This window comes from Undibacterium sp. KW1, from assembly GCF_009937955.1.
GTDB lineage: Bacteria > Pseudomonadota > Gammaproteobacteria > Burkholderiales > Burkholderiaceae_D > Undibacterium.
In genome coordinates this window covers 2,507,169-2,529,457 of the sequence record NZ_AP018439.1, presented here as the reverse complement: position 1 = coordinate 2,529,457, position 22,289 = coordinate 2,507,169, and the positions used below count along the sequence as shown (strand labels likewise).

At 49.2% G+C, this 22,289-nt stretch carries 24 protein-coding genes and 1 tRNA gene; 5 read left to right on the top strand and 20 right to left on the bottom strand.

What is annotated here, in order from left to right:
* Nucleotides 1-290: 290 nt before the first annotated feature.
* From UNDKW_RS11425 to gspG, 12 genes are read right to left on the bottom strand one after another with little or no spacing between them, the layout of a single operon-like run.
* A complete protein-coding gene (locus tag UNDKW_RS11425) occupies nt 291-785 on the bottom strand; it encodes a type II secretion system protein (protein ID WP_232063346.1) in 495 nt (164 codons plus the stop codon).
* A 10-nt stretch (nt 786-795) separates the two neighbouring features.
* A complete protein-coding gene (locus UNDKW_RS11420; protein WP_162058780.1) occupies nt 796-1,200 on the bottom strand; it encodes a type II secretion system protein in 405 nt (134 codons plus the stop codon).
* 4 nt (nt 1,201-1,204) lie between these two features.
* Nucleotides 1,205-1,684: a type II secretion system protein gene (locus UNDKW_RS11415; RefSeq protein ID WP_162058779.1), complete on the bottom strand. Its 480-nt coding sequence runs from the start codon at nt 1,682-1,684 to the stop codon at nt 1,205-1,207.
* Nucleotides 1,685-1,726: 42 nt separating this feature from the next.
* A complete protein-coding gene (locus tag UNDKW_RS11410) occupies nt 1,727-1,918 on the bottom strand; it encodes a hypothetical protein (RefSeq protein ID WP_162058778.1) in 192 nt (63 codons plus the stop codon).
* Entirely contained in the window at nt 1,915-4,095 is a 2,181-nt protein-coding gene (locus UNDKW_RS11405; protein WP_162058777.1) for a secretin N-terminal domain-containing protein, read from the bottom strand. Before UNDKW_RS11405 ends, UNDKW_RS11410 begins: the two co-directional genes overlap by 4 nt.
* Nucleotides 4,096-4,107: 12 nt before the next feature.
* Complete coding sequence (locus UNDKW_RS11400) at nt 4,108-4,653, bottom strand: hypothetical protein (protein WP_162058776.1); 546 nt, start codon at nt 4,651-4,653, stop codon at nt 4,108-4,110.
* On the bottom strand, nt 4,650-5,261 hold the full coding sequence (locus UNDKW_RS11395; protein ID WP_162058775.1) for a hypothetical protein: 612 nt from the start codon (nt 5,259-5,261) through the stop codon (nt 4,650-4,652). The genes UNDKW_RS11400 and UNDKW_RS11395 overlap by 4 nt, the downstream gene beginning before the upstream one ends.
* A complete protein-coding gene (locus UNDKW_RS11390; RefSeq protein WP_162058774.1) occupies nt 5,258-5,812 on the bottom strand; it encodes a PilN domain-containing protein in 555 nt (184 codons plus the stop codon). The genes UNDKW_RS11395 and UNDKW_RS11390 overlap by 4 nt, the downstream gene beginning before the upstream one ends.
* Entirely contained in the window at nt 5,809-6,633 is an 825-nt protein-coding gene (locus tag UNDKW_RS11385) for a hypothetical protein (protein ID WP_162058773.1), read from the bottom strand. The genes UNDKW_RS11390 and UNDKW_RS11385 overlap by 4 nt, the downstream gene beginning before the upstream one ends.
* Nucleotides 6,626-8,329 carry a GspE/PulE family protein gene (locus UNDKW_RS11380; protein ID WP_232063345.1) on the bottom strand — a complete coding sequence of 568 codons (1,704 nt, stop codon included), beginning with the start codon at nt 8,327-8,329 and terminating at the stop codon, nt 6,626-6,628. The genes UNDKW_RS11385 and UNDKW_RS11380 overlap by 8 nt, the downstream gene beginning before the upstream one ends.
* The gene (locus UNDKW_RS11375; protein WP_162058772.1) at nt 8,326-9,528 is read right to left on the bottom strand and encodes a type II secretion system F family protein; all 1,203 of its coding nucleotides are present in this window, start codon (nt 9,526-9,528) and stop codon (nt 8,326-8,328) included. Before UNDKW_RS11375 ends, UNDKW_RS11380 begins: the two co-directional genes overlap by 4 nt.
* A gap of 32 nt (nt 9,529-9,560) precedes the next feature.
* Entirely contained in the window at nt 9,561-9,995 is a 435-nt protein-coding gene (gene gspG / locus UNDKW_RS11370; RefSeq protein WP_162058771.1) for a type II secretion system major pseudopilin GspG, read from the bottom strand.
* Nucleotides 9,996-10,725: 730 nt separating this feature from the next.
* Between gspG and UNDKW_RS11365 the strand changes: the two genes are divergently transcribed.
* From UNDKW_RS11365 to UNDKW_RS30095, 5 genes are all read left to right on the top strand, one after another.
* The gene (locus tag UNDKW_RS11365; protein WP_232063344.1) at nt 10,726-11,205 is read left to right on the top strand and encodes a lysis system i-spanin subunit Rz; all 480 of its coding nucleotides are present in this window, start codon (nt 10,726-10,728) and stop codon (nt 11,203-11,205) included.
* Nucleotides 11,206-11,307: 102 nt separating this feature from the next.
* Complete coding sequence (locus UNDKW_RS11360) at nt 11,308-12,705, top strand: phage antirepressor N-terminal domain-containing protein (protein WP_197893140.1); 1,398 nt, start codon at nt 11,308-11,310, stop codon at nt 12,703-12,705.
* 99 nt (nt 12,706-12,804) lie between these two features.
* Nucleotides 12,805-13,275: a phage baseplate assembly protein V gene (locus tag UNDKW_RS11355; RefSeq protein ID WP_162058769.1), complete on the top strand. Its 471-nt coding sequence runs from the start codon at nt 12,805-12,807 to the stop codon at nt 13,273-13,275.
* Nucleotides 13,272-13,541 carry a PAAR domain-containing protein gene (locus tag UNDKW_RS11350; RefSeq protein ID WP_162058768.1) on the top strand — a complete coding sequence of 90 codons (270 nt, stop codon included), beginning with the start codon at nt 13,272-13,274 and terminating at the stop codon, nt 13,539-13,541. Before UNDKW_RS11355 ends, UNDKW_RS11350 begins: the two co-directional genes overlap by 4 nt.
* A gap of 9 nt (nt 13,542-13,550) precedes the next feature.
* Nucleotides 13,551-13,808, top strand: coding sequence for a hypothetical protein (locus tag UNDKW_RS30095; protein ID WP_197893139.1), 258 nt, complete (start codon nt 13,551-13,553; stop codon nt 13,806-13,808).
* Between the two features lie 128 nt (nt 13,809-13,936).
* On the opposite strand, the gene UNDKW_RS11340 is transcribed toward UNDKW_RS30095, so the two are convergent.
* The 8 genes from UNDKW_RS11340 to UNDKW_RS11305 all read right to left on the bottom strand — a co-directional run bounded on the left by UNDKW_RS11340 (nt 13,937) and on the right by UNDKW_RS11305 (nt 22,265).
* Nucleotides 13,937-14,026: transfer RNA gene (locus tag UNDKW_RS11340), tRNA-Ser, on the bottom strand.
* Between the two features lie 41 nt (nt 14,027-14,067).
* Nucleotides 14,068-16,086: a bifunctional diguanylate cyclase/phosphodiesterase gene (locus UNDKW_RS11335; protein ID WP_162058767.1), complete on the bottom strand. Its 2,019-nt coding sequence runs from the start codon at nt 16,084-16,086 to the stop codon at nt 14,068-14,070.
* Nucleotides 16,087-16,089: 3 nt separating this feature from the next.
* Nucleotides 16,090-17,241, bottom strand: a complete 1,152-nt coding sequence (locus UNDKW_RS11330) for an HDOD domain-containing protein (protein WP_162058766.1) — start codon at nt 17,239-17,241, stop codon at nt 16,090-16,092.
* 343 nt (nt 17,242-17,584) lie between these two features.
* Nucleotides 17,585-18,844 carry a radical SAM family heme chaperone HemW gene (gene hemW / locus UNDKW_RS11325; RefSeq protein WP_162058765.1) on the bottom strand — a complete coding sequence of 420 codons (1,260 nt, stop codon included), beginning with the start codon at nt 18,842-18,844 and terminating at the stop codon, nt 17,585-17,587.
* Nucleotides 18,841-19,431 carry an RdgB/HAM1 family non-canonical purine NTP pyrophosphatase gene (rdgB, locus tag UNDKW_RS11320; protein ID WP_162058764.1) on the bottom strand — a complete coding sequence of 197 codons (591 nt, stop codon included), beginning with the start codon at nt 19,429-19,431 and terminating at the stop codon, nt 18,841-18,843. Before rdgB ends, hemW begins: the two co-directional genes overlap by 4 nt.
* 22 nt (nt 19,432-19,453) lie before the next feature.
* Nucleotides 19,454-20,191, bottom strand: coding sequence for a ribonuclease PH (rph, locus tag UNDKW_RS11315; RefSeq protein WP_162058763.1), 738 nt, complete (start codon nt 20,189-20,191; stop codon nt 19,454-19,456).
* A 3-nt stretch (nt 20,192-20,194) separates the two neighbouring features.
* Nucleotides 20,195-21,130, bottom strand: a complete 936-nt coding sequence (locus UNDKW_RS11310; RefSeq protein ID WP_162041117.1) for a PP2C family serine/threonine-protein phosphatase — start codon at nt 21,128-21,130, stop codon at nt 20,195-20,197.
* Nucleotides 21,131-21,254: 124 nt separating this feature from the next.
* The gene (locus tag UNDKW_RS11305; RefSeq protein ID WP_162041116.1) at nt 21,255-22,265 is read right to left on the bottom strand and encodes a serine/threonine-protein kinase; all 1,011 of its coding nucleotides are present in this window, start codon (nt 22,263-22,265) and stop codon (nt 21,255-21,257) included.
* Nucleotides 22,266-22,289 lie beyond the last annotated feature (24 nt).

The following is a 22,289-nucleotide window of genomic DNA, read 5'->3' as shown; positions in this document are numbered from 1 at the left end:
ATAAACGCACTGAGCCGAACCTCAGTAGTTAATTTGAGAGATCGCAGATAGACGTTAGAAATTTGAACCCGGATAGTAACGATTGTTACAATTTGTGGCAAGCAGTAAATTTCTGATAACTAGTATCACCAATAGTGATATCTGAAGAGGGCGAGGAAAACGTTTCCGATAGATCAATTTCCATAAGACAATGTTGATTTAAAAGAATTATTTAATCAAGCTGTCTTTACGAAAGTGGTATTAGTGCCATACAAATTTCATTTGTAACATACAAGGTATTCATGCCAGGTTTAAAGGCCCTTGAACACCCACTCCTGGTAGCTTTTTTTATTCTCAAAACCCTTCAATGCGGCAGGAAATTGGGCAAGCTTGATTGGTGCGCGCTCAGACTTGCTATATATGCCTATGATACCTTTTCCATCTGGCGACAGTATCAAACCCCAGTCTGCCTGCAGAGTAATGGGGTCCAGGTACAACTGGCGTATGTGGCGGCGCGGCATGGGGTAACGTGGGTCGCGCAGCAAGTCATTAAGCGAGGCCGGAGCGCGCAGTGTGCCGGGTGGCGATGCATTGGCATAGCTTAGCAAAGCTTGCTGGTATTGTTGCCCGATGAAAAGCAAGTCTTCTTCTGCAGCACGTCTTTGCATAAGGCTGTGAACTTGCAAGGTGGCTAGCGCTGCGATCGACAACAAGGCCACACTCAATAGCAGGCCAAGGTAAGCCATGCCATTTTGATGGCAGGCTGGTTTGCGTGGCCTGATACTGAGGCTGGTATGCTTTGGCACGCGCACTTAGTCAAAGAGATTGATAAGCCGTGCCATCTGCACGCTGGCCTTGCGCGCCGCTTTGTATATTATAGACTTGCCCCTGTGCGCCATCTATGGGCGCGATGATTTGCCAGCTTGTTGTGCTTTCGGTGATGGGGTCTATGGGCATGCTCTTCAAATACTTGCGATCTACAAGCTCTTCAAGATTTTCTGGGTAGCGGCCGGTATCAGCATAAAATTTGTCTATGCTTTCTCTGGTGGTGCGCAGGTTTTCGACCAGAACAGCTTCTTTACCTTTATCCAGGCTTTGATAATAGCGGGGTAAAGCCAGAGTACTGAGCAAGGCGACGATGGCGAGCACCACCAGTAGCTCTATCAGGGTAAAACCATCGTTTCGCTTATACGAGGAGTATTGATTTATTGCTTGTCGCATATTTTCACCATTGCGTGTAAGCGATGCCGTTCAAGCCTTGCCGGGAACTGGTCGAGTAAACGTCATACACATCATCCCCTTCTTGCGGGTCATTTGCCTCGCTTGCATAACTGCGCCTTCCCCAACTGGCAGCAGGCTCCAGATTGACATTTACTTGCATGGGGTCACGCGGCAAGCGGCGCAGGAAATATATTTTTCTGTGGCCAGGGTCGCGTTGATCAACGACGCCCTCAATCAGTATATCAAGGGTAGCTGGATAACCGGTTGAATTGAAGTTTTTGGGGATGCGCCCTTCATCACTGAGACGCTTGTATTGATCGATAGCAGTGCGTATTTCGCGTAGTGCCAGTTTTAGCTCTTTCTCTTTACTACGCTGCACAGCGATCTGCGCAACGGGCATGGCAATGCTTGCAAGCACCCCTAGAATTGCCAGGGTAATCAGCAATTCTATCAGGGTGAAGCCATTTTCCGGTGTGCGTTTCATGTCGCTCTATATTTGTCTTGCATATATCTATCAACCTGATGTTCAGGGTTGAACTTCAACATTGAATGGCAGCAAGGCTTGTGCGGGCAGATTGCGCCCCGCTGCACCTACAGGGGCGACAGACAATACTTTAAGCGGTGTAGATTCTGCCGCAGCCATGGCCCGGAAGTTGATGGTCATCAAGCTGCCAGGGCTGCTGGCACCGCCAGAACTACGTGTATTACTGATAGTCACCTGCCCTTTGGGATCAATCGAAGCATTAAAATTGGTAGGTGCCCCCCCTGCTTGAGGAATATGCCTTCATTGACATTCACTATTTGCAGAACTGCAGGATCAAAACCTAGTATAAGCGGCACACTGGTTACGGGTTGATCAGATTGCATGATCAACTGCAAGGAAAATACGTCGCCAATTTTTACACTGCGTGGGCCCTGCCATTCCATTTGTGGCATACCGACATTGGTGATGCCACCGGTTCCGGCTATACCACCTATACCCCCATTGATGCTTCCGGCATTATTGGCATTGTTACTGCCGAGGCCATTCGCCGGATTGTTCGCCGGGCTGTTGTCCGTTTTGACTGAGCTCCTGGCTGCATCATTAGATAATGCACCGGTGTTTGTATTTGATCCTGGCGCAGTATCAGACATGTCAGGCCTTACCCTGAAGCTGGTGTCCGTACCAGACTGGAATTCGGCATTACGTATTTCTGGCTGCTGGATATTGCGTATGAGGTGTGGTGTTATCGACAGGACGATTTCTGTTTTCTGACTATCGTCAAGCTGGCTGCCAAACAGGCGGCCAACAATAGGCATTTCACCGAGGCCGGGCACCTTGTTACCAGAACTGCGCTCTTCATCATTGATCAGGCCTGCCAGTATTTGCGTCTCGCCATTTTTCAGGCGCAGGACTGTACTGGCTGTTCGGGTGCCAATCTGGTAGGCAACCGAACCAGACTGCGTTTTCAATTGATTGGTCAGGCTGCTGACTTCTAGAGCGATCTTGATACCCACGTCATTGTCCAAATAGATAGTGGGCTCAACCTCAAGCTTTAAACCTACTTCTATGTAGTTGATGTTTTCTGAAACAAAACCAGTGGAAGTGGCGGTGGTCGTGATATTCGGCACGCGCTCGCCTATCAATATCTTTGCTTTTTCATGGTTTTTTGCACGTATGCGTGGGTTGGCCAAAAGATTGGCGTCACCTGTCTCACGTCTGGCCTTGACCGAAACCGGGCCAACCGTCGCACCTATGGTGGATGAATTGAGGTTATTTTTGAGGTCACGCAAAGTCAGGGCACCGCCAGAAGCGGATGGCAATGGCGCCAGACTCAGGCTATTTGGCCATTGTATGCCCAGGTCCAGCAAACGGGTGCGTTTGATTTCCAGTATCTCTACTTCCAGCATCACCTCGGGTTCTGGCAGGTCTTGCAGAGCGATGATTTTTTCTGCCAGTTTTATAGCATCCGGGCTATCCCTGAGGATAAGCATATTAAGTTTTTCATCGACAACGATGTCGCGCGTCTTGACCAGAGTCTTGAGCGAATTCGACACGGTTTTTGCTTCAGCATTGGTCAGGTAAAAACTCTTGACGACCATCTCCTGATATTCTTTTTGTTTGGCAGCAGTATTTGGATAAATGAGTATCGTATTGCCGTCCAGGACCTGTTTTTCCAGCTGATTGGTCAGCAAAGTAAAATGAATCGCCGATTCTATGCTGCTGTTTTTCAGAAATAAGGATGTGCGCTGATCAGTTTTTACGTCGCGGTCAAATAAGAAATTGATACCTGATGTACGGGAAATCACTTCAAAGACCTGCTTGACCGGTGCATCACGGAATTCAATATTAATGGTTTTCCGGTAGGCGGCATTTAACCTGGTTTCCTGCGGCACCTGCGCGACAGACTCAGCAACCATTCTGGCAAGCTTGTTGGCTGCGACATTAGCGGGATTTTCTGCCAATACTTTTTTAGTCAGCGCCTGAGTGCGGCTGTAATCTTTCTTGTCGAACGAAGCTTGCGCTTCAGCCATCAAAGCGGTGTGCTGCTCAAGTTGCTCGAGTCTGGACAAGCCTGCCCTTGCCTGCTCATTTGCCGGATCGATATTCAGGATTCTTTGAAAATTTTCTCTGGCAGCAGCAAGTTTTTCCAATTTTATGGACAAATCTGCCTGCTCTTGCAGCTTGTAGATGATTTGCTCACGCGTTTTAAGATAGGCTTTGCGATATTCAAGCTGACCAGGTGCCTCGTTCATGGCAAGCTTGAATTTCTCAAGCCCATCTTCGAGCTTATCTTGTGCAATCAAATCTTTGCCATCACGATAGGCCATCTGTGCTGCGCAACCAAACAGCGACATGCAGATTATCATCAGGGCGAGCAGCCTGCGGGGCGGTAAATATTGAGTTGAATTCATGAATACTCTTTTTTAATCTGTGCTACCAATTTGCAAAGTCTGCACCTGATTTAAAGGCAGGTAAGTGATGCTCATCATGGTCGGTTTGATGGCATCGACACGGTAGATATTTTCAATAATGGTTTTTTCCTGGACGATAAAAGTCCTGTCGCCGCTAGACAAGTACACTTCTATCTGGCCATCATCTGTCTTTTTACCCAGATAACGAAATGGTAGCGGCGGCGCAGTTGGTGGCGGAGGTGGTGGTGGTTTGGCTGTTGGTGGAGGTGGCGGTGTCCAGCTTTGCGCATCAAAAAAGTTTCCATTCGCTTTGTAATCAGCAGCAATTAATTGTTTCCTGTCGATGACAGCAGCAATCGTCTGTACCTGGCTTGCAGCGGGCAGCTTTGCGTTGGCGCCCACTGGCTTGGTGCTGGCAAGATTTGTTTGCGTTACCTGTGTTTTCTTGGCAGGTGTCACGGCCTCGACGACATCTGCATCAGGAGTTTTATCTGCAAACAGGGCCAGCCATGCAGCAACAACCAAACAAACGCCCAGCAATATCTTGCGCGCGTTCATTCAAAACCTCTGTCGGGTGCTGCGATAGCTGCGCTCACGTAGATAGTGAATATCATTTTCGATTCTATCGTAGTACCGTTGATGGCTTCACGTTTGAATGAAATTTCATCCAGCGATGCAAATGGAATAGTCAACAAAACCTGTTCTGCAAATTTCCGGATTTGCTGGTAACTTCCCTTCACAGGCAATTGCACCTTATAGGTATAAAATTTACCTGCACTATTTTCTGCCAGTTGATACTCGCCAGCTTTCAGACTAACACCTGCCTCATTGGCCAGATACAGTATGGTTTTAACTTGCTGTTCTACATGCTTCTTTTCACCCAGCAATTCATAAAACGCGTTCAGGCGTAGTAAATTATCATCCGGCGCTGGAGTTTGCTTTGCGACATTCAATTGCTGGCGCCTGGCCTGCACATCAGCCAGTTGCTCTTCCATGCTATAGATTTGCTTTTGCACATAAGGTACTCCACACCACCAGGCTGCACTGGCAGCAAGCAACAAACTAAACAACAGCAATGTAAACCAACCCAATCTGTGCGCCAAAAGCGCAATGGCGAGTCGAATTTGTCTTGCTGAACCGGGGGCATGTTGTAGAGTTGTCGTCATTGCCTCACTCCGTCACGCCATTGCACTTCAAATTGAAACCTGTATGGTTTGTTCTGGTCTTGCTCGTTGATCTCATGTTTTTCAAGAACCACGGTGGTAAACAGTTTTTGTTGTTTCAAGACTTCGATATACGCAATCATATCGTCGCCATTCTTTGTCTCTGCAATTGCTTTCAAACTGGCTTTTTGACTATTCGGTGTCACTTGCAACAAGGCGACTTTGTCAGAACTGGCTTTTTCCAGCGCATCAAACACATCCGTCCAGGGCAGATTGAGTTTGGCAACGGCCTGATTGATCGCAATCACTTGCTCCTGAGCTAGCTTGGCAACTGGCGTCTTGATTTGTCTTTTCTCTACCCTCTCGATATCGGCTTTCAAGGCCTGTACTTTTTCAGTAACATGCATGCTGGTTTGCATCAGTTGCTTACCACGCCATACCAGACCACAAAGCAGGATCAAGGTGAATACAGCCAGCAGCAGCACTGGAAATGAAGTGTAATGCAAGCGCTTTGCTATCGAATCTGGAGCAAATTCTATTTGTAGTGATCTCATGAAGCGACCTCCTCCATGCTTCCCAACGCGGTCTTGGCAGTAGCTATTTTATTTGCGAAGTCTATTTTTGCGATTTGATACTGATTAGTACGGTGCAACAGGCTCATTTGCCATGCTGCCGGGATTCGACCAGCAAGCAATAATTGCGCAGGCGGGGTCAAATGATGCAGCATTGCCAGCCTTTGCAATTGAGTTTGCACCCATACGTTATCGCTATCCTTGGGCAACAGTATGCTGGTGATCATATTCACACTTCCGCCCCGGAATGCAGCCAGCGTCATGATTTTCTCATCAACAGATGCAAACCAACCATCCATTGGGAGCCTTTGCTTGCATTGGTTCCATAACCACACAAAGCGAGGCTGCAAGCTCAATATTTGTTGACCTGATTGTTTACTTGCAATGCCTATTTTTTCCAGAAGCACCTTGGGAATGGCACAAACTAAAGAAGGTTCATTACCTTGCCAGTCCGCGCTAATGAGCCAGTCATCCCCGGACACGCCAAACAAAGTTTCCAGGCGCATCTGCGCTGCCGCATGAAGATCTTTCAAAGACCGCGCCTGCGCAGGTGGTGCCAACACAAAATACTTGACCAAAACATCGTCCACTATCAATTCGAGCAACAATTTTCTATCTGGATAGCTGGTAAATACCGACTGCCAATGCGCGCAAAAATGATGGTCATCCAGCTCTATGTCGAAGGGAACTGGCGCTGTAGCCTCAAGTGTTGTCGTGCGACGGATTTTTGCTGTCTGCCGGCTGATATGAAACTGGCTGGTGTTGATATCAACCAATAAGGACGAACAAAAGAATTTAAGCATGCAGCGTAATCCTTTTTATTTCTTCCAGCGTCGTGTCGCCGCGCCTGACCATTGCCAGCGCAGCTTCACGCAGGGTGGTTGTACCATTTCGTCTTGCAGCGTCCTTGATCTGCCTGATAGGACGTTTTTCGATAATCATTTCACGGATTTCATCAGTCAAAGTCAGTATCTCTGCGATGGCGCGCCTGCCTTTATAACCGGTTCCGCGACAATCACCACAACCCTGTCCTTGTCTGAAATGGTAATCGTGAACGTCTTCCACAGTAAGATTGACTCGCTTCAACATATGTTCATCAACAGTGATTTCTGTCGAACAATGCGGGCAATTGATACGGACCAGCCGCTGTGCCCAGATGCCGTTCAACGCAGACACAAAGGCATAAGGATCTATACCCATATGAGCAAAGCGCCCAAATACATCGAATACATTATTGGCGTGCACTGTGGTGAGCACCAGATGGCCGGTCAGTGCAGACTGCACGGCTATTTCTGCCGTCTCCTGGTCGCGAATTTCACCCACCATGATCTTGTCGGGGTCGTGGCGCAAGATAGAACGCAGGCCCTTGGCAAAGGTGAGTCCTTTTTTCTCATTTACCGGGATTTGCAAAATGCCGGGCAATTGATATTCGACCGGGTCTTCAATGGTAATGATCTTTTCGCGTCCGCTATTGATTTCTGACAGTGCTGCATAGAGCGTAGTAGTTTTACCCGAGCCAGTAGGCCCAGTCACCAGCAACATGCCATACGGCTCTTCTGTCAGCATGCGCAAGGTAACCAGTGAGGCTTCATCAAAACCCAATGCTTCCAGACTGAGGGCACCATAAGCTTCTACCATTGCGCGTTTATCGAGGATACGGATAACCGCATCTTCGCCATGTATACTGGGCATGATGGAAAGCCGCAAATCGATTTCCCTGTCATTGACCTCAATACAAAAACTGCCATCTTGCGGCACCCGGCGCTCTGAAATATCAAGCTCAGCCAATACCTTAAGCCGGGAAATTACCTGTTCAGCATCAGCGATACCAGTTGTAGAAGTGACGTGATCTAACACACCATCAATCCGGTACTTGACGCTCAAACCATGTGCCGTGCTCTCCAGATGGATATCTGAAGCACCAACTTTTAAAGCATCGTACAAGGTAGTATTGACCAACTTGACCGCAGGGCTGGCCGCTTCAGAAACAGATTCAAATGACAACCTGGTGGCAGCTTTGCTTTCACGCTTGGCGGCAGTATCAAGGGACGCAGTATTCGCCAGGCTATCCGTAGTGCGGGTAGTATCTTCATGGCGCGACAGGTATGCCTGTATGTCGGTATTTAATGCTAGCCGGAACTGTAGAGGCGATTTAGCGATGGAACCAAGCCATATCTGGGCATCAGGATCAAAGGGATCAGAGATGACAGCAAATAAGCAATTTTGTGTATCACGCAGTATCAGGCTTTGCTTTTGCATGGCACGATTCAGCGGCAACAAATCAAAAGCAGGCACGTGTGCCTGCAACTCCATCGTCTCCATCACTGGCATATCGCAATAGTGGCCCAGCATTTGCAGCAGCTTCCTGGGCTCCACCTGGGTCAGGTTATGCAGGGCAAGCCACATGCTGACATGATGTTGATTGGCATAGTCCCTGGCTTGCTGCAGCAACTCAGGCGTAACCAGGACGCTGGTCATATTATCGGAAGTTGTATTCATGAAAGACCATCCGCCAGATCAAAGATAGGCATATACAAAAGCACTACAATGGTGCCAACAATCAGACCAATGACAGCCATCAAAATTGGTTCAAAACTACGGATGAAACGGTCTATCCAGCGCGTGATTTCGCCTTCATAAAAATTGGCTGATTGCGTCAGCATCTTCCCCAATTCGCCAGTGCGCTCACCAACTCTTAACAGCCGCTGGGAAATCGGTGTCGTCAATTCATAGTGCTCAAAAGCCTCAGACAGCATGACACCGGATTCAATCGAAGCAGTTGCCTGAAGCAAAGCGGTTTGCATATTGCCCCCTGCCATGTTGGCAGCTGTATTCAAGGCAGCAACGATGGGGATTCCACCGTCCAGCAACATGCCCAGGGTCATATACAGTCTGGATAAAGAATAAATACGAATCGACTCGCTAAAACCCGGAAATTTGGCGACAAGACCCAAAGCGCCGTTTCTTTGCCAGATACCTTTGATGAAGATGCCTGAAAACAAAGCGCCAGCCAGGCAAACCAAGGTAAATACTGAGGCATGCTCTGTCACGAACGCCCCCCAATTCAACAGTAGCTGAGACGACCAAGGCAGAGAACGTCCAGTACCGCGATAAACCTCAGCAAAACGAGGGACCACATACACCAGCAAAAAAAATGTAACCGCGCCGCCAACAAGAAACAGGATGGCGGGGTAAATAAGGGAGCTGATAATTTTATTCCAGACGACATCAATACGCTGCTGGTATTCAATAAACCGCGCCAACGATGGTGGCAAGGTACTTGCGCTTTCTGATGCCTGGACAATGCCAACAAATAAATCCGGAAAGTATTCCGCCTGTTCGGCCAGCACCTGTGAAAAACGCTTACCTTCCTGCAGACCTGTCAGAATGCTAGAAAGTACACTACGAATTTCCTGGTTTTGCTCTTTTTCAAGCAAGGCTTCCAGTGCTTCTACAATAGTCAGGCCAGCATTAAGCAAAGCCAATAATTCCTGGCTAAACAGTAACAATGAAAATTTTGTAGGCTTTAAACCGGAGTGACCGGCCTTCAATAACGACAGAGCACCAATTTGCTGCAGTGAAGATATCACCCAGCCACGGTTCTTTATCATCAGGCGCACATCGGCTTCAGTGCGTGCATCGATGATTTCTTCAATGATTTGCTGATCAGGTGTCAGTGCCCTTATTTTGAAGCGCATAATTTGATTTAAAAAGTTTGCGCCAAAAGCACCTAGTTACTGATATCGGCATCATCACCTGTGCCGCCCGCTTGCCCATCTTTGCCGTAAGAAATGATCTCAAAATCCTTGTCCTTGGCTGGCGACAGATAGCGATACGGACGCCCCCAGGGATCAACTGGAATGGATTTTTTCAAATAGGGTCCATTCCATTTTGTATTTGCAGATGGGTTTTCAAGCAAACCAGCCAACCCTTCTTCTGTCGTTGGAAACCGCCCCACATCAATGCGGTAGGTATCCAATGCCTTTTCAAATGCAGTAATTTGCGCTTTTGCAACCGCCGCCTCAGACTTGCCTATTTGAGCAAAGTATTTAGGTCCGACATAAGAAGCGAGCAGGCCTATGATTACTACGACAACCAACAATTCCAATAACGTAAAACCTGCATTTCGTTTTTGAAAATACTGGCGTCCCTTAGCTTTAAGCATGAAATTCACTTGATACCTGATTGTCTAACTAATATGGAATATTGTTACAGAGAGTCGCGATTTTCGGACACTCCTTAATATTTGTCAAAAATTCTACTCACCAATTTATCTATGTGAAATAATGTGTCTAAATTTTAAGCAGCCCGCGAGGGTAACATAATTTAGATCGCAAAGAAAGAGCAATAAGATAACAATTTATTCTACGTCCCGTTTTACGTCTTGACTTTGTAGCCGAAGAAGGCTGGGGGCAGCACCTAATCGCCCTCCAGGTTGGAGATGCATGGATGTCAGACTTGGCCCTCCACCCTGCGACATAACCCGACAATTAGCGGAAACTACGGAGACTTCAAATGGAAAATTGTTTGACTAGGATGCAGGCGCGAGACGCGATCCGAGACACTTGTGGTGAAGGCTGGCTGCCCTTAGTCGACGAAGTCTTCGAGAATTTACCTCCACATATATCGATAACGTGTGCCTTCCAAAAATGGGGCATTAAGATTTGATCTTGCTCCACACAACGACACGGCGTTCACCGACTACTTAGACGATGTGGCCGAGCGAAGTCTGGCAATCTGTGAGACTTGTGGCGCAACTGGGCTTGAAATAATCATTGATAGCTGGGTTGTCACGCGATGCAACTTGCATTCTGCAGGATGGGTATGGCGAAGCGACCAGCCCGCAAAGGGGCAATTAGCAGCACGTAATCGCCCGCTGGGTTGGAAATGCATGAATGCCAGACCTGCTCCCTTACCCCTACTACCCCTACATAATCACCTCGCGCTCTATTCGGATGAAATCTTCGTACTCACCAAATTCAGGCGCCGCAGCCCTCTTCTGCATCGTCAAATACAAAGACGCCGTCCACCAGGTCGATAAACTCACCGCCCAGATTGCAAAGGACCAAGCCCAGGCCAGCGAAGCAGCCAGAGAAAACGAAAGGCTCATGTCCCGCAGCCTCGCCATCATCGCCACCACCCACCAAAAAGAGCTACAAGATGAAAAATCCAAACGCGACCAGTTTATTAACAGCGTGCGCACTTGCACTGTGCGCCTGTCAATCCCCGTCCAGGCTTGCAGCACCAGTGCCGGCACAAATACCCCCACTAGCCCCGGCAATAGCCCAGAAACGCGAGCCCATCTTACGCCAGAGGCTGGAGCAACTCTTGCAGCCATCGCCGCAGACGGCGACGACGCCAGCCACATTTCATGATGTGCAATTTGCGTCAGCTTTTCGCGGTCTCGTAATATTTTGCAAACTAATTTACTATTTTCTATGCGCGCACAACGAATCCAATTAATTAAAGGCAAGAACATGCAAACTCAGATTATTCCAGTCCCGTTTTATGAAGACACGCTGACGTTCGTCAATGACAACAATGAGCCTATGGTGCCGATGAAACCCCTTGTTGAAGGCATGGGCCTTGCCTGGGAAAGTCAGCGCCCTAAGCTAAATGACCGGTTCCAATCAACTACCATGATCATCATGGCAGTTGGTGAAGATGGTAAAAATCGAGAAATGGTCTGTCTGCCATTACGCAAACTTGCCGCTTGGCTTACTTACCATCGCGGTGGCGACAGGCCAGTTGAACAGCGTTTCAGCGGCATAGATGAAATCACTTTCCAGAACACAAACAGCACTGCGACTGCGGAACAAGTCGTCTCAGTTGTTCAGTTCTTGAGCAAGAAGTTAAAGGCGATTTCATTAACTATACCAAGTGCGGGTGAAGTCGATCTAGCAATGGCAGAAAGTGCGGCAATTCACACCGCGACGCTGACACGTCTTGAACAATTAAATGAAGAATTGATCAAGAAAGGTTCGGAACAAAATCTCGAATACAGAAAGAAATTGGATGAAGAATTTGATACTCGCATTTCAAAAAGACTGGAAGAGTTAGAAGAAGAGCGGAAAAAATTTACATCCGAAATTTTGATTCAACAGGCTGAATTAACTGATAAGAGTATAGCTCTCGACGAAAAATTAAAAACAATTGACGACAGTAACAACACACATGCACGTCGCCAAAATCGTGAGAACATACTTAAAGATGTACAAGATCAATTTGCGCAATTTGGTGTATCAGAAAAGACTGAAAAAAAACGAGAGCCTGTTCAAAGGGGCATGTTTGCGCTGTTTATCGTCTTTATGGGAATTCTAGCTTTATCAATTTCTCAATTGACAGCTATAGATATCACAAGAGAAAAAACTAGCGCGTCTATAGCTGCAGTGGATAAGTCATCAAAACAAGCAGTTGATAAAGAACAACCAGCCTCTATTCCTGCAGCGAACATATCTCCTGATAGGTCGACATCACCTGAAATTTATGCACTATGGATCCGCATTACGCTTCTGTCATTTGGCTTGGTAGGAACAACACTTTATTACATAAAATGGACAAATAAATGGGCGGAACATCATGCGAATCTTGAGTTCCAATTGCAGCAATTTAAGATGGACATCAATCGCGCAAACTGGGCAATCGAAAGCAGCCTTGAATGGCAAAAAAATACTGCAACGTCAATGCCAACAGAACTTCTTACCAGTATCACAAGGGGGCTTTTTATAACAGAAAAATCAGAGCCAGAACGTGTCATACATCCAGCAGATGAGCTTGCATCTGCGTTATTGGGAAGTGCTTCTAAATTGACGCTCAAGTCTGGCGAAAATCAATTGGAATTTAATAACCCAGGTAAAATACCAAATAAAACATAATTGCCCGAACGCGTGCATGAACATACGAGGGGGTTGTTATTTGAAATAGCACCCCCTCCCCGCGTGACTGGCTAGCCCGGTCACGTCACCATAGACGGCATGGAATTCACCCTTGCCGACCTCTCCCGCCGCCTGCAAAATCTCGTCCGCTTTGGCACCATTGCCGAAGTCAAGCACGGTCGCGTACCGCAGGTGCGCCTGCAAATTGGCGACATTAAAACCGGCTTCTTGCCAATGGCAACGGCACGCGCTGGCAAAACAAAGACATGGAACCCGCCCACAGTTGGCGAGCAATGCGTTTTGCTTTCGCCATCCGGTGAATTTGCAGGCGGTGTGGTCTTGCCAGGCATTGCCAGCAACCACAACCCTGCACCAGACACCAACCCAGACAACACCCGCATCCAATACCCAGACGGCGCGACCGCTGATTACAACCACGCAGAGCATCACTACATCATTACCTTGCCTGCTGATGGCAAGTTTAGTTTTGTCGTTGGTGCTACCACGCTGGAACTGCGCAACGATGGCGTGACCTTGCGTACGCCTAAATTTGAGGGCGTCAAATCATGAGCTATGGCATCGCCGTAAAAGCCCTGGACCGCGCAGGCGGCCCGCACCGTGCTGGCGGGCAAGACTTCTTTGCTGTTGATGGCGCGCCTGTCGTGCTGCTGGGTGACCGCATCGTCCCACATTGCCCGGTGCCGCATGCTAACCCGGTGATGGTAGAGGGTTCCACATGGATGACATTAAACGGCATACCCGTATGCCGCGCCGGGCATCACGCCAGTTGCACCCACCCCAGCATCGGCCGTAGCTGGTTTTTGATACCGGATTAAGGCAAGGCAATGGCAGGCATGAATCTCTCAACTGGTGAACGTCTGGTAGGCCTGGCGCATTTGCGCCAGAGCATAGCCGATATCTTGCCTCGTGATGAGGACATGGCGAGCATAATTTTGCAGTTTAAGTTTAGGGATATCCGCCCGAAGGCTGCCAGCGAGATATCAAATTTGCACGATGCGAGTAAATTATTGGAGCACGGTGACAAACAGATAACAAAAAAGGTGTATCGACGCATCGGCGAGACGGTAAAACCGACCCGTTAAGCAAGAGTTGCGGAAAGGCTTTCCGCATTTTGTTAAATACTGGTCCAAAATCTTGCATGCAAAGCGCCCTCCTCCCAGTCGCTGAAAATAAAAAAGCCCTTGATAATCAAGGGCTTTTTCGTATTCGTTGGCGGAAGCTGTGAGATTCGAACTCACGAAGGCTTTAACACCTCGCCAGTTTTCAAGACTGGTGCATTCAACCGCTCTGCCAAGCTTCCGAGCCGCTTAGTATAACCTGAGTGGCGGGCTTGGGCAAGGATCAAATTTCGAAATGGAAATTTTTATCCAGCAAAGCGAGCAATTGCTGGGGGCTGACGGGTCTGGAGTAGAGGTAGCCTTGCACTTCGTCGCAACCGGCGTTGATGAGGAAGGCCAGTTGTTCGCGGGTTTCTACGCCTTCGGCGATGACTTTGTGTTTGAGTTGCTTGGCCATCATGATGATGGCGCTCGCGATGGCACAGTCATTCTGGTCTGCGGGGATGTTGAGGATGAAGGAGCGGTCTATCTTTAGGGTATCGATAGGGAAGCGTTTGAGGTATGAGAGGCTGGAATAGCCTGTGCCAAAATCATCAAGGGCCAGCACAACGTCCTGGGCAGTGATTTGCTCCATGATGGCGATGACACTCTCGGTGCTGTGCATGAGCATGCTCTCAGTGATTTCGAGTTCCAGCCATAGTGGTGATATCTGGTAGCGTTGCAGGGCCTCTTTAACGCGCAGTGGCAGGCTGCTGGTGAATTCTCTCGCTGTGACATTGACCGCGATGCGGAACGGCGCTATACCCTTGTCTTGCCATTCCCTGGCCTGGGCGCAGGCGGTTTCGAGTACCCAGGCATCGATTTGCAGGATCAGACCGGTTTCTTCTGCGACGGGGATGAATTCTGCTGGCGAGATCAGGCCTTTTTCTGGGTGTTGCCAGCGCAGCAAGGCTTCTGCCCCGATGATTTTGCCGCTTTTGATATCAACCTTGGGTTGGTACTGCAAATAGAATTCCTGGTTTTCCAGCGCCTTGCGCATGCTGGATTCAAGATACAGTCTGCCAGCGATGCTCTGGTTCATGCTGTCGCTGTAAAACACAAAGCTGCCGGATACATTGCCGGCGCTGCGCTTGGCCTTGTACATGGCGATGTCGGCTTTTTGCAGCAAGGCATTGGCGTCATTGCCGTCTTGCGGGAAGACGCTGATGCCTATGCTGGCACCAACGCGCAGTTCATGACCTGAAACGATGAAGGCGTCATTCAAAGCCTGCAAGAGTTTTTGCACCACCAGGCTGGCATGAAAATGCTGGTTGATGTCGAGTACGGCGATGGCGAATTCGTCGCTACCGAGGCGGGCTACGATGTCATTCTCGCGCAGGGTTAACAAGAACCGGGCTGCGACCTGGCGCAATAACTCATTGCCTATGTCGTGACCAAGCGTGTCATTGATGAGTTTGAAACGGTTCAGGTCAAGAAAGATAATCGCAGCGTTGCTGCTGTTTCTTTGTGAGTGCAACAGTGCATTATCGACGAGTTGCCGGAACAGACTGCGATTGGGCAGATTGGTCAGCGCATCGTAGTAAGCGAGGTGATTGATTTTTTGTTCTGCTTCTTTGCGAGCAGTGATATCGCTGAGATAGCCTATGATGCCTATGGGCAGGCCCTGGGCATCACATAATGGTGACAGGCTGAGACTGGCCCAGAATACTTCACCCGATTTTTTCTTGCGGCGCACTTCCATTTCGCGGCCACCATGCTCAAGGAAGCTGTCATACAAATGCGTATCCGGCTCGCCCTCATCGTCGTATAAGAACAGGATGTTTTTGCCTATGACTTCTTGCGCGGCATAGCCAAAGAGTTTTTCTGCGCCACGGTTCCAGCTGAGGATGAAGCCTGCCAAATCCATGGTAATGACGGACTCGTGAATCTGGTCGATGATCTGAGTCTGTTGCCATTGTGCCTGGGCAGATGCCTGCAGCTCCTGGTCAAGTTTTGCGCGTTTGGAAAACAGCTTGGCCGTGAGACTGGCAAGGGTATTCAGTTTTGCCAGGTCGGCTTCGTTGATCTGACCTTTTTTACCGGACAGGATGTAATAGGTTTCGGGTGATGCCATGCAGAGCACATCAGTCTGTGTTTTTTGCTCATCCAGTTTGCCACGGCGGAATGCCGCATTGGCGTCACGAAAAACTTCTTTGACTATGCGATTTAAAGCGGCATCAAGCTCCTGGCCTTGCAAGCACAAGACAGCCTCGCCGAGACTGGCACCAACTTCGAGTTCATGTATCGCAGCTTGCCTGGTCATTGGCTACATATCCTGGCAAACCTGATTCACCCATGCATAAGCAGTGATCATGCAGTCGTAATAATCATCGGCACTCAAGCCGAGCTCTTCTATCAGGCCAACATCAAAGTCTTTGAGAGGACGGTCTGCCCTTTCTACCAGGTCCAGGCTTTTACCTAGTGTGCCTGATTTATGCAGCAATGCGTCGAGCACGTCTGTATTCAGGTTTAAAGGTTGCAGCACCTCAACCAAGGGGTTGCCGAACAGTTTGTCAAGCAAAGAAAACATGCCTACCATGAAGGCACAGTCGAGCTCATCTTTGTTGCCGCCACGCTTGAGGCAAATTGCTTCCATCAGGCTGGCGCGAAAAGCGGCGCGCGGCATCAAGGGGTTCAAGCTGCCGCTGTGATCTTGCTGGCGTGCATACAATAATAGCTGCAGCCATCTTTGCAACTGCCTGCGCCCCAGCAGGTTAATGGCCTGACCAAAGCTGGACACCCGCACGGTTTGCGCAAAGGCGGCAGAACTGACGAGCTTGAACAACATGAAAGACAGGGTTGCATCTTGCTTGAACAATTCTTCCAGTTCGCGCGATTCTGCATCGCGGGCGACCAGACCCAGCAACTTCAACAAGCGCGTTCTGGCGGTGGCATCTGCGGCTTTATTGCTGGCGGGTGGATGAAATGCATAATCGCCAGAGAACCATTTGAAACCAGCTTCATGCGCCTGCTCTTGCAAGGCTGCATGGGGCAGATGTTGCGCCAGGTGGTCTCCGCCATGCAGGCGAAACAGCAAGGGTTTGATGTGGGCAGGAATATCCTTGCTGCAATCAACACTGATTTTCTTTGCACCTTCCCATATCGCATTGTCGTGCGCCTGCAAATCATCCATGATGATGCGGGCACCGTGGGAGTTGAAATACTTGAGCCTGGTTTGCACATCCTTGTCTTCGGCCGCTTTTACCGGTACGGCAAAGAGTATGCGTGCCAATGGCAGGCGTGTATCGATGTCTGCCGGGACAAGCAGAGGGTCTGCAATCCTGACCAGAACAGAAATGCCAGAAAGTCTGGAAAAGATTTCTTTTTCATGCAAAAACTGGAGCAAAGCAATGACATCACCGATTGGCAAAGCACCAAAATCAGCTTGAAGTGCAAGCAATTGTTGCTTGCTGTTCATCACGGGCAAAAAAGTGCCTATTCCACGAGCCTGAGTCATAAAGAAGGACGTCAAATGTTACAAAAATTGGTAGAGATATTAGTTTGGGACTTAACCAATTGCAACACAATTTAAAGCGACAGGTGAGGTATTTTGATACTTGATGAGTGCAATCTGACACAATTGCCATAAATCGGGCTTAAAAGCGTCAGGCTGCTGATTTTGCAACAGACATATTGAATGCCGATACCCTGCTATCAGCATAGGAGATATTTTAGATTTCACCAATAAAGCATGTGGTAAAAATGCCATGCTTTGCTGGATTCACATCAGGCCCGTATCAGACCCGCATCAGGCAAATAAATTATTCACCACCAAGGAAAATCTGTTGCAGGTCATTCAAAAATTGCTTGCCCAGGGGTGTGGGGCAAATGATTTCATGGTCGCGGTAAAGCAGACCTTTGTTCTCAGCAATCAGCAATTCTTTTTCTATGCTGTTGAGCAGCATGCCAGTGCGCTCCTGAAACAAATTGACCTTAAACCCTTGCTGCAAGCGCAATGCATTCAACATGAATTCAAAACCCATTTCATCTACAGGAATTTCATGCGACTCTTGCACGCAATTACCAGCAGCCATGGCGTCCATGTAAGCCTTGGGTTGCTTGTAGCGTGCCTGGCGTACTACCCGGTGCGGGAAAGATATTTTTGAATGTGCACCGGCGCCTATGCCGAGATAGTCACCAAAGTTCCAGTAATTGAGATTGTGCTTTGATGCCCTGCCCGCCTGAGCATAGGCAGAAACTTCATAATTACCATAACCTGCTGCAGCCATGCGCCCGTGAATGAGGTCTTGCATTTCTGCGCTGAGATCATCATCGGGTATGGCTGGTGGGAACTTGGCGAAATAGGTATTCGGCTCCAGCGTCAGGTGGTATAGCGACAGATGTGGTGGCGCGAAAGAAATAGCTGTTTCCACATCCTCCCTGACTTCATCCATGGTCTGCCCTGGCAGGGCAAACATCAGGTCCAGATTGAAGTTATCAAAATTTGCCAGCGCGATTTCTATGGCCCTGCGTGCCTCGTCACCGTCATGAATACGCCCCAAAGCAGCCAGGTGTTTGGAGTTGAAACTTTGTATACCAATCGACAAGCGGTTGATGCCGCTTTGACGATAAGAGCGAAATTTTTCTGCTTCAAAGGTGCCGGGATTGGCTTCCATGGTGATTTCTGCATTGCCATCCAGTGGCAACAGCGTACGCACGTCAGAAAGCAACCTGTCCAGGCCTGCCGCTGACATCAGGCTGGGCGTGCCACCACCGATGAAGATGGTGTATATCTTGCGACCCCAGATCAGTGGCAAGGCGGCCTCAAGATCAGCGCGCATGGCATCCAGATAGGCGGACTCATCAAAGCTGCCTTTGACTTCATGCGAATTGAAATCGCAATAAGGGCATTTGCGTACGCACCAGGGAAAATGGATGTACAGCGATAGCGGCGGCAATTGCGTCAGGTTGAGGCTGCCTGGTGCAAGATATTGGCTGGCCACGTCACCGGGTATATTTGATAAATCCGGTGATTTTTTTTGTACTGGCTGGCTTGCCGCTATGGGCTTGATGGGTATCATTTCAGTTTTTCTACAAGGGCGCGCAAGGCTTGCCCACGGTGCGACAATTGATTCTTTTCTGCTGCAGCAAGTTCAGCCACGGTCTTATTCAAACTCGGGATGAAGAAATGCGGGTCATAGCCAAAGCCGTTTTCACCACGGGCATCGGCAATAATCTCACCTGTCCAGACGCCATCAGCAATGACAGGTTGCGGGTCAAATTCTGAACGCACAAAGACCAGCACACAGTAATAATAGGCGGATTTGTCAGCCATGCCAGCCAAATCCGCGATGAGCTTTTGGTTGTTGCGCACATCAGACTTGGGCTCGCCAGCAAAACGGGCCGACAATACGCCCGGCGCGCCTTGCAGGGCGTTGACGCAGATGCCAGAATCATCAGCCAACGCTGGCAAACCGGTCAGGCGCGATGCATGCCTGGCCTTGGTCAGGGCATTTTCGACGAAGCTGGGATAAGGCTCCTCAGCCTCAGGCACGTCAAATTCAGATTGCGCCCTGAGGTCTATGCCCAGCGGTGACAGTATCTGGTAAAACTCTATGAGCTTGCCCTGATTATTCGAGGCCAGGACTATTTTCTGGTTCTTGCTCATACTCATATACTCATACTTCCAATCAACTGACCTGCAAACCCAATACTTCTTTTTGCAAGGCGATCAAATCGGCGATGCCGTCATGCGCCAGATTCAGCAAGGCATTCATGGTCATGCGGTCAAATGCTTCACCTTCTGCCGTGCCCTGTACCTCAACAAAGTGACCATGTTCAGTCATGACGACATTCATGTCAGTGTCGCATTGAGAATCTTCTGGATAATCCAGGTCCAGCACAGGCTGGGATTGATACACGCCAACCGAGATGGCCGCCACGAAATGGCGGAGTGGTACGGCGGGAATGACTTCGCGCTCTACCAGTTTGGAAAATGCATCATAGGCAGCAACCATGGCACCAGTGATAGATGCAGTACGGGTACCGCCATCCGCCTGGATCACGTCGCAATCGATATGCAGGGTACGTTCGCCAAAAGCCTCCAGGTCAAAGGCAGAGCGCAGGGAACGGCCTATGAGGCGCTGGATTTCCTGGGTGCGGCCAGATTGCTTGCCCTTGGCAGCCTCCCTGTCCATACGGCTATGGGTGGAGCGTGGCAGCATGCCATATTCGGCTGTCATCCAGCCCTGCCCTTTGCCTTTCAAAAAGCCTGGCACCTTGTCTTCTATACTCGCAGTACAGATAACACGGGTGTCGCCAAATTCGATGAGGACAGAGCCTTCTGCATGCTTGGTGAAATGGCGGCTGATAACCACCGGACGCAGTGCGTCCGGTGAACGCCCGCTAGGGCGAAATGAGTTTGACATGATTTAGTTCTTAGAAGTAATGCGTGATGATTTGTGTATCGCGTTGCGAATTTCTGCTATGGCTTTTTCAATTTCTGCATCATTGAACACGTCACCATCGGTGGTTTCAATTTCTGCATCGACTGGTGCCTGTATGGTGGTCGTGACTGAACCTATAGGCAAGGTATTGGTCGAGATGATGGTGGAATTATCCATCCTGTCATCGCCTTCCCACATCATGGCCAGGGCCGTGACATTGTCACTTTGCTTGCCAGCGATATCGACCGCCGAGCGTATCAACTCAGGCACGGCACGCACGATGGTGTGATCGTGCAGACGCTGCGCCAGCATATGATCGGGCAAGACTGACCACAGACCATCAGAACACAGTAACAGCAAATCACCAGGCTGCAACACCGCACGGCGTGACAGTTCAACGATAGGTGCATTAGGTGCGCCCAGGCAGTTGAACAGCTTGTTACGGTCAGGATGGGTATGTCTTTCTGCCGGATCAACCTTGCCTTGGGCGATCAGGGTTTCCAGACGTGAGTGATCTTTGGTGCGCAACAAAATCTGACCTTGGCGCATCCAGTACAAACGTGAATCACCACAGTGCGCCCAGTAGGCATAGCCATTCTGGATCAGGCAGGCAACGATGGTCGTGCGTGGCGTTTCTGGCAAATTATTGATGGCGCGATAACGATGTATCTCTTGATGGGCAGCCAGGAAGCTGTCTTCCATAAAGCGTTCAGGCCTCCCTATCATAGGGTGTGCCTGCTGCTGAAACAGGTTACCTATAGTCTGCATGGCAATGGCTGCAGCCATTTCGCCCATGATGTGACCACCCATGCCGTCCGCCAGCAAAAGCAAAATCGAATCGCGGGTAAAGCTGTAACCCATTCGATCCTGGTTGACCTTGCGGCCACCAATATGACTTTCTTGATAAACGGAAAAACGCATGAGATTTTTTAAACTTCATAATGGTTATTGATACAAACAAGCCAGGGAGCGCATACGTTTGCTCCAGAGCCTGGCCAGCGACGAAAATACTCAGCCAAAACAGCCTTACCAGCTTAATGCAGCCTTAATTCAGGGTGCTTTCCTGTATGGTCGTATGGTCGCTTTCGACTTTTTTTCTTTTTCCAGCAAATAGCGTCTTGAACTTTAATGTCATTTTTTCCATAAAGGTCAGTTCTCGCTGCGGCTGCGCCTGAATCGCCAGGGCTTTTTGCAGGGCGAACACACTTTGCGGCCGCTCCAGCGGATCCAGTTGCAAACACCAGCGCACTACCTCTATCAATTCTGAAGAGTATAAACCTTCCAGCTTGCGGTAGTGCCCTTCCATCTTGTCACTGGTCTTGCGCTGGTCTGACGGTTGCGGCGGCGCACCTACCATGCAGGCAAAAATTGAAGCACCGATGCTGTAAATGTCAGTCCAGGGGCCCAGATTGCCGTTCTTCAAATACAACTCGGGTGCAGCAAAACCCGGAGTATACATTGGGTAAAGCTTGGGTATGTCAGTTTTGAGGGTCTGGCGGGCTGCACCAAAGTCCAGCAAGATAGGCGTACCATCCAGGCGCAGGTAGATATTGGCCGGCTTCAAATCCAGATGCAGCAGCTTATTGGTGTGCACTTCGCGCAAGCCATTCATGACCTGGTTGAACATACGACGGATGAAGCGCTCTGATACCAGCGGCTTTTCACCCTTGTCGCGACGACGCAGGATATGCTCCTGCAATGAACGGCCAGATTCATAGGCCATGACCATATAGACGGTCTCATTGGCGCGGAAGAAATTGATAACGCTGACCACGTTCGGGTGCGAGATGCGTGCCAGTGCGCGCCCCTCTTCAAAAAAGCACTTCAATCCTATGCGGTAAATCGGCAAATTCTCATTCGAGATTGCCGGTACCAGCTCACCTTGCTGGCGTAAGGCCAATGAGCTGGGCAAATACTCTTTAATTGCAACTGCGTTGCCATCTTCGTCAGAAGCCAGATATACAATACTAAAGCCACCGGACGCAATTTTCTTTACAATGCGGTATCCGGCAATTTCCAGTCCATCTGGCAGAGGTGCGTTATTTTGTGCGGCCATCAATCGTCCAATTCACTATACAAA

Bases quoted from the DNA above. Each gene is read 5' to 3' on its own strand.
- UNDKW_RS11420 (WP_162058780.1), bottom strand. From the start codon at position 1,200: ATGCGACAAGCAATAAATCAATACTCCTCGTATAAGCGAAACGATGGT.
- UNDKW_RS11415 (WP_162058779.1), bottom strand. From the start codon at position 1,684: ATGAAACGCACACCGGAAAATGGCTTCACCCTGATAGAATTGCTGATT.
- UNDKW_RS11405 (WP_162058777.1), bottom strand. From the start codon at position 4,095: ATGAATTCAACTCAATATTTACCGCCCCGCAGGCTGCTCGCCCTGATG.
- UNDKW_RS11400 (WP_162058776.1), bottom strand. From the start codon at position 4,653: ATGAACGCGCGCAAGATATTGCTGGGCGTTTGTTTGGTTGTTGCTGCA.
- UNDKW_RS11395 (WP_162058775.1), bottom strand. From the start codon at position 5,261: ATGACGACAACTCTACAACATGCCCCCGGTTCAGCAAGACAAATTCGA.
- UNDKW_RS11390 (WP_162058774.1), bottom strand. From the start codon at position 5,812: ATGAGATCACTACAAATAGAATTTGCTCCAGATTCGATAGCAAAGCGC.
- UNDKW_RS11385 (WP_162058773.1), bottom strand. From the start codon at position 6,633: ATGCTTAAATTCTTTTGTTCGTCCTTATTGGTTGATATCAACACCAGC.
- UNDKW_RS11380 (WP_232063345.1), bottom strand. From the start codon at position 8,329: ATGAATACAACTTCCGATAATATGACCAGCGTCCTGGTTACGCCTGAG.
- UNDKW_RS11375 (WP_162058772.1), bottom strand. From the start codon at position 9,528: ATGCGCTTCAAAATAAGGGCACTGACACCTGATCAGCAAATCATTGAA.
- gspG (WP_162058771.1), bottom strand. From the start codon at position 9,995: ATGCTTAAAGCTAAGGGACGCCAGTATTTTCAAAAACGAAATGCAGGT.
- UNDKW_RS11365 (WP_232063344.1), top strand. From the start codon at position 10,726: ATGCCAGACCTGCTCCCTTACCCCTACTACCCCTACATAATCACCTCG.
- UNDKW_RS11360 (WP_197893140.1), top strand. From the start codon at position 11,308: ATGCAAACTCAGATTATTCCAGTCCCGTTTTATGAAGACACGCTGACG.
- UNDKW_RS11355 (WP_162058769.1), top strand. From the start codon at position 12,805: ATGGAATTCACCCTTGCCGACCTCTCCCGCCGCCTGCAAAATCTCGTC.
- UNDKW_RS11350 (WP_162058768.1), top strand. From the start codon at position 13,272: ATGAGCTATGGCATCGCCGTAAAAGCCCTGGACCGCGCAGGCGGCCCG.
- UNDKW_RS30095 (WP_197893139.1), top strand. From the start codon at position 13,551: ATGGCAGGCATGAATCTCTCAACTGGTGAACGTCTGGTAGGCCTGGCG.
- UNDKW_RS11335 (WP_162058767.1), bottom strand. From the start codon at position 16,086: ATGACCAGGCAAGCTGCGATACATGAACTCGAAGTTGGTGCCAGTCTC.
- UNDKW_RS11330 (WP_162058766.1), bottom strand. From the start codon at position 17,241: ATGAACAGCAAGCAACAATTGCTTGCACTTCAAGCTGATTTTGGTGCT.
- hemW (WP_162058765.1), bottom strand. From the start codon at position 18,844: ATGATACCCATCAAGCCCATAGCGGCAAGCCAGCCAGTACAAAAAAAA.
- rdgB (WP_162058764.1), bottom strand. From the start codon at position 19,431: ATGAGCAAGAACCAGAAAATAGTCCTGGCCTCGAATAATCAGGGCAAG.
- rph (WP_162058763.1), bottom strand. From the start codon at position 20,191: ATGTCAAACTCATTTCGCCCTAGCGGGCGTTCACCGGACGCACTGCGT.
- UNDKW_RS11310 (WP_162041117.1), bottom strand. From the start codon at position 21,130: ATGCGTTTTTCCGTTTATCAAGAAAGTCATATTGGTGGCCGCAAGGTC.
- UNDKW_RS11305 (WP_162041116.1), bottom strand. From the start codon at position 22,265: ATGGCCGCACAAAATAACGCACCTCTGCCAGATGGACTGGAAATTGCC.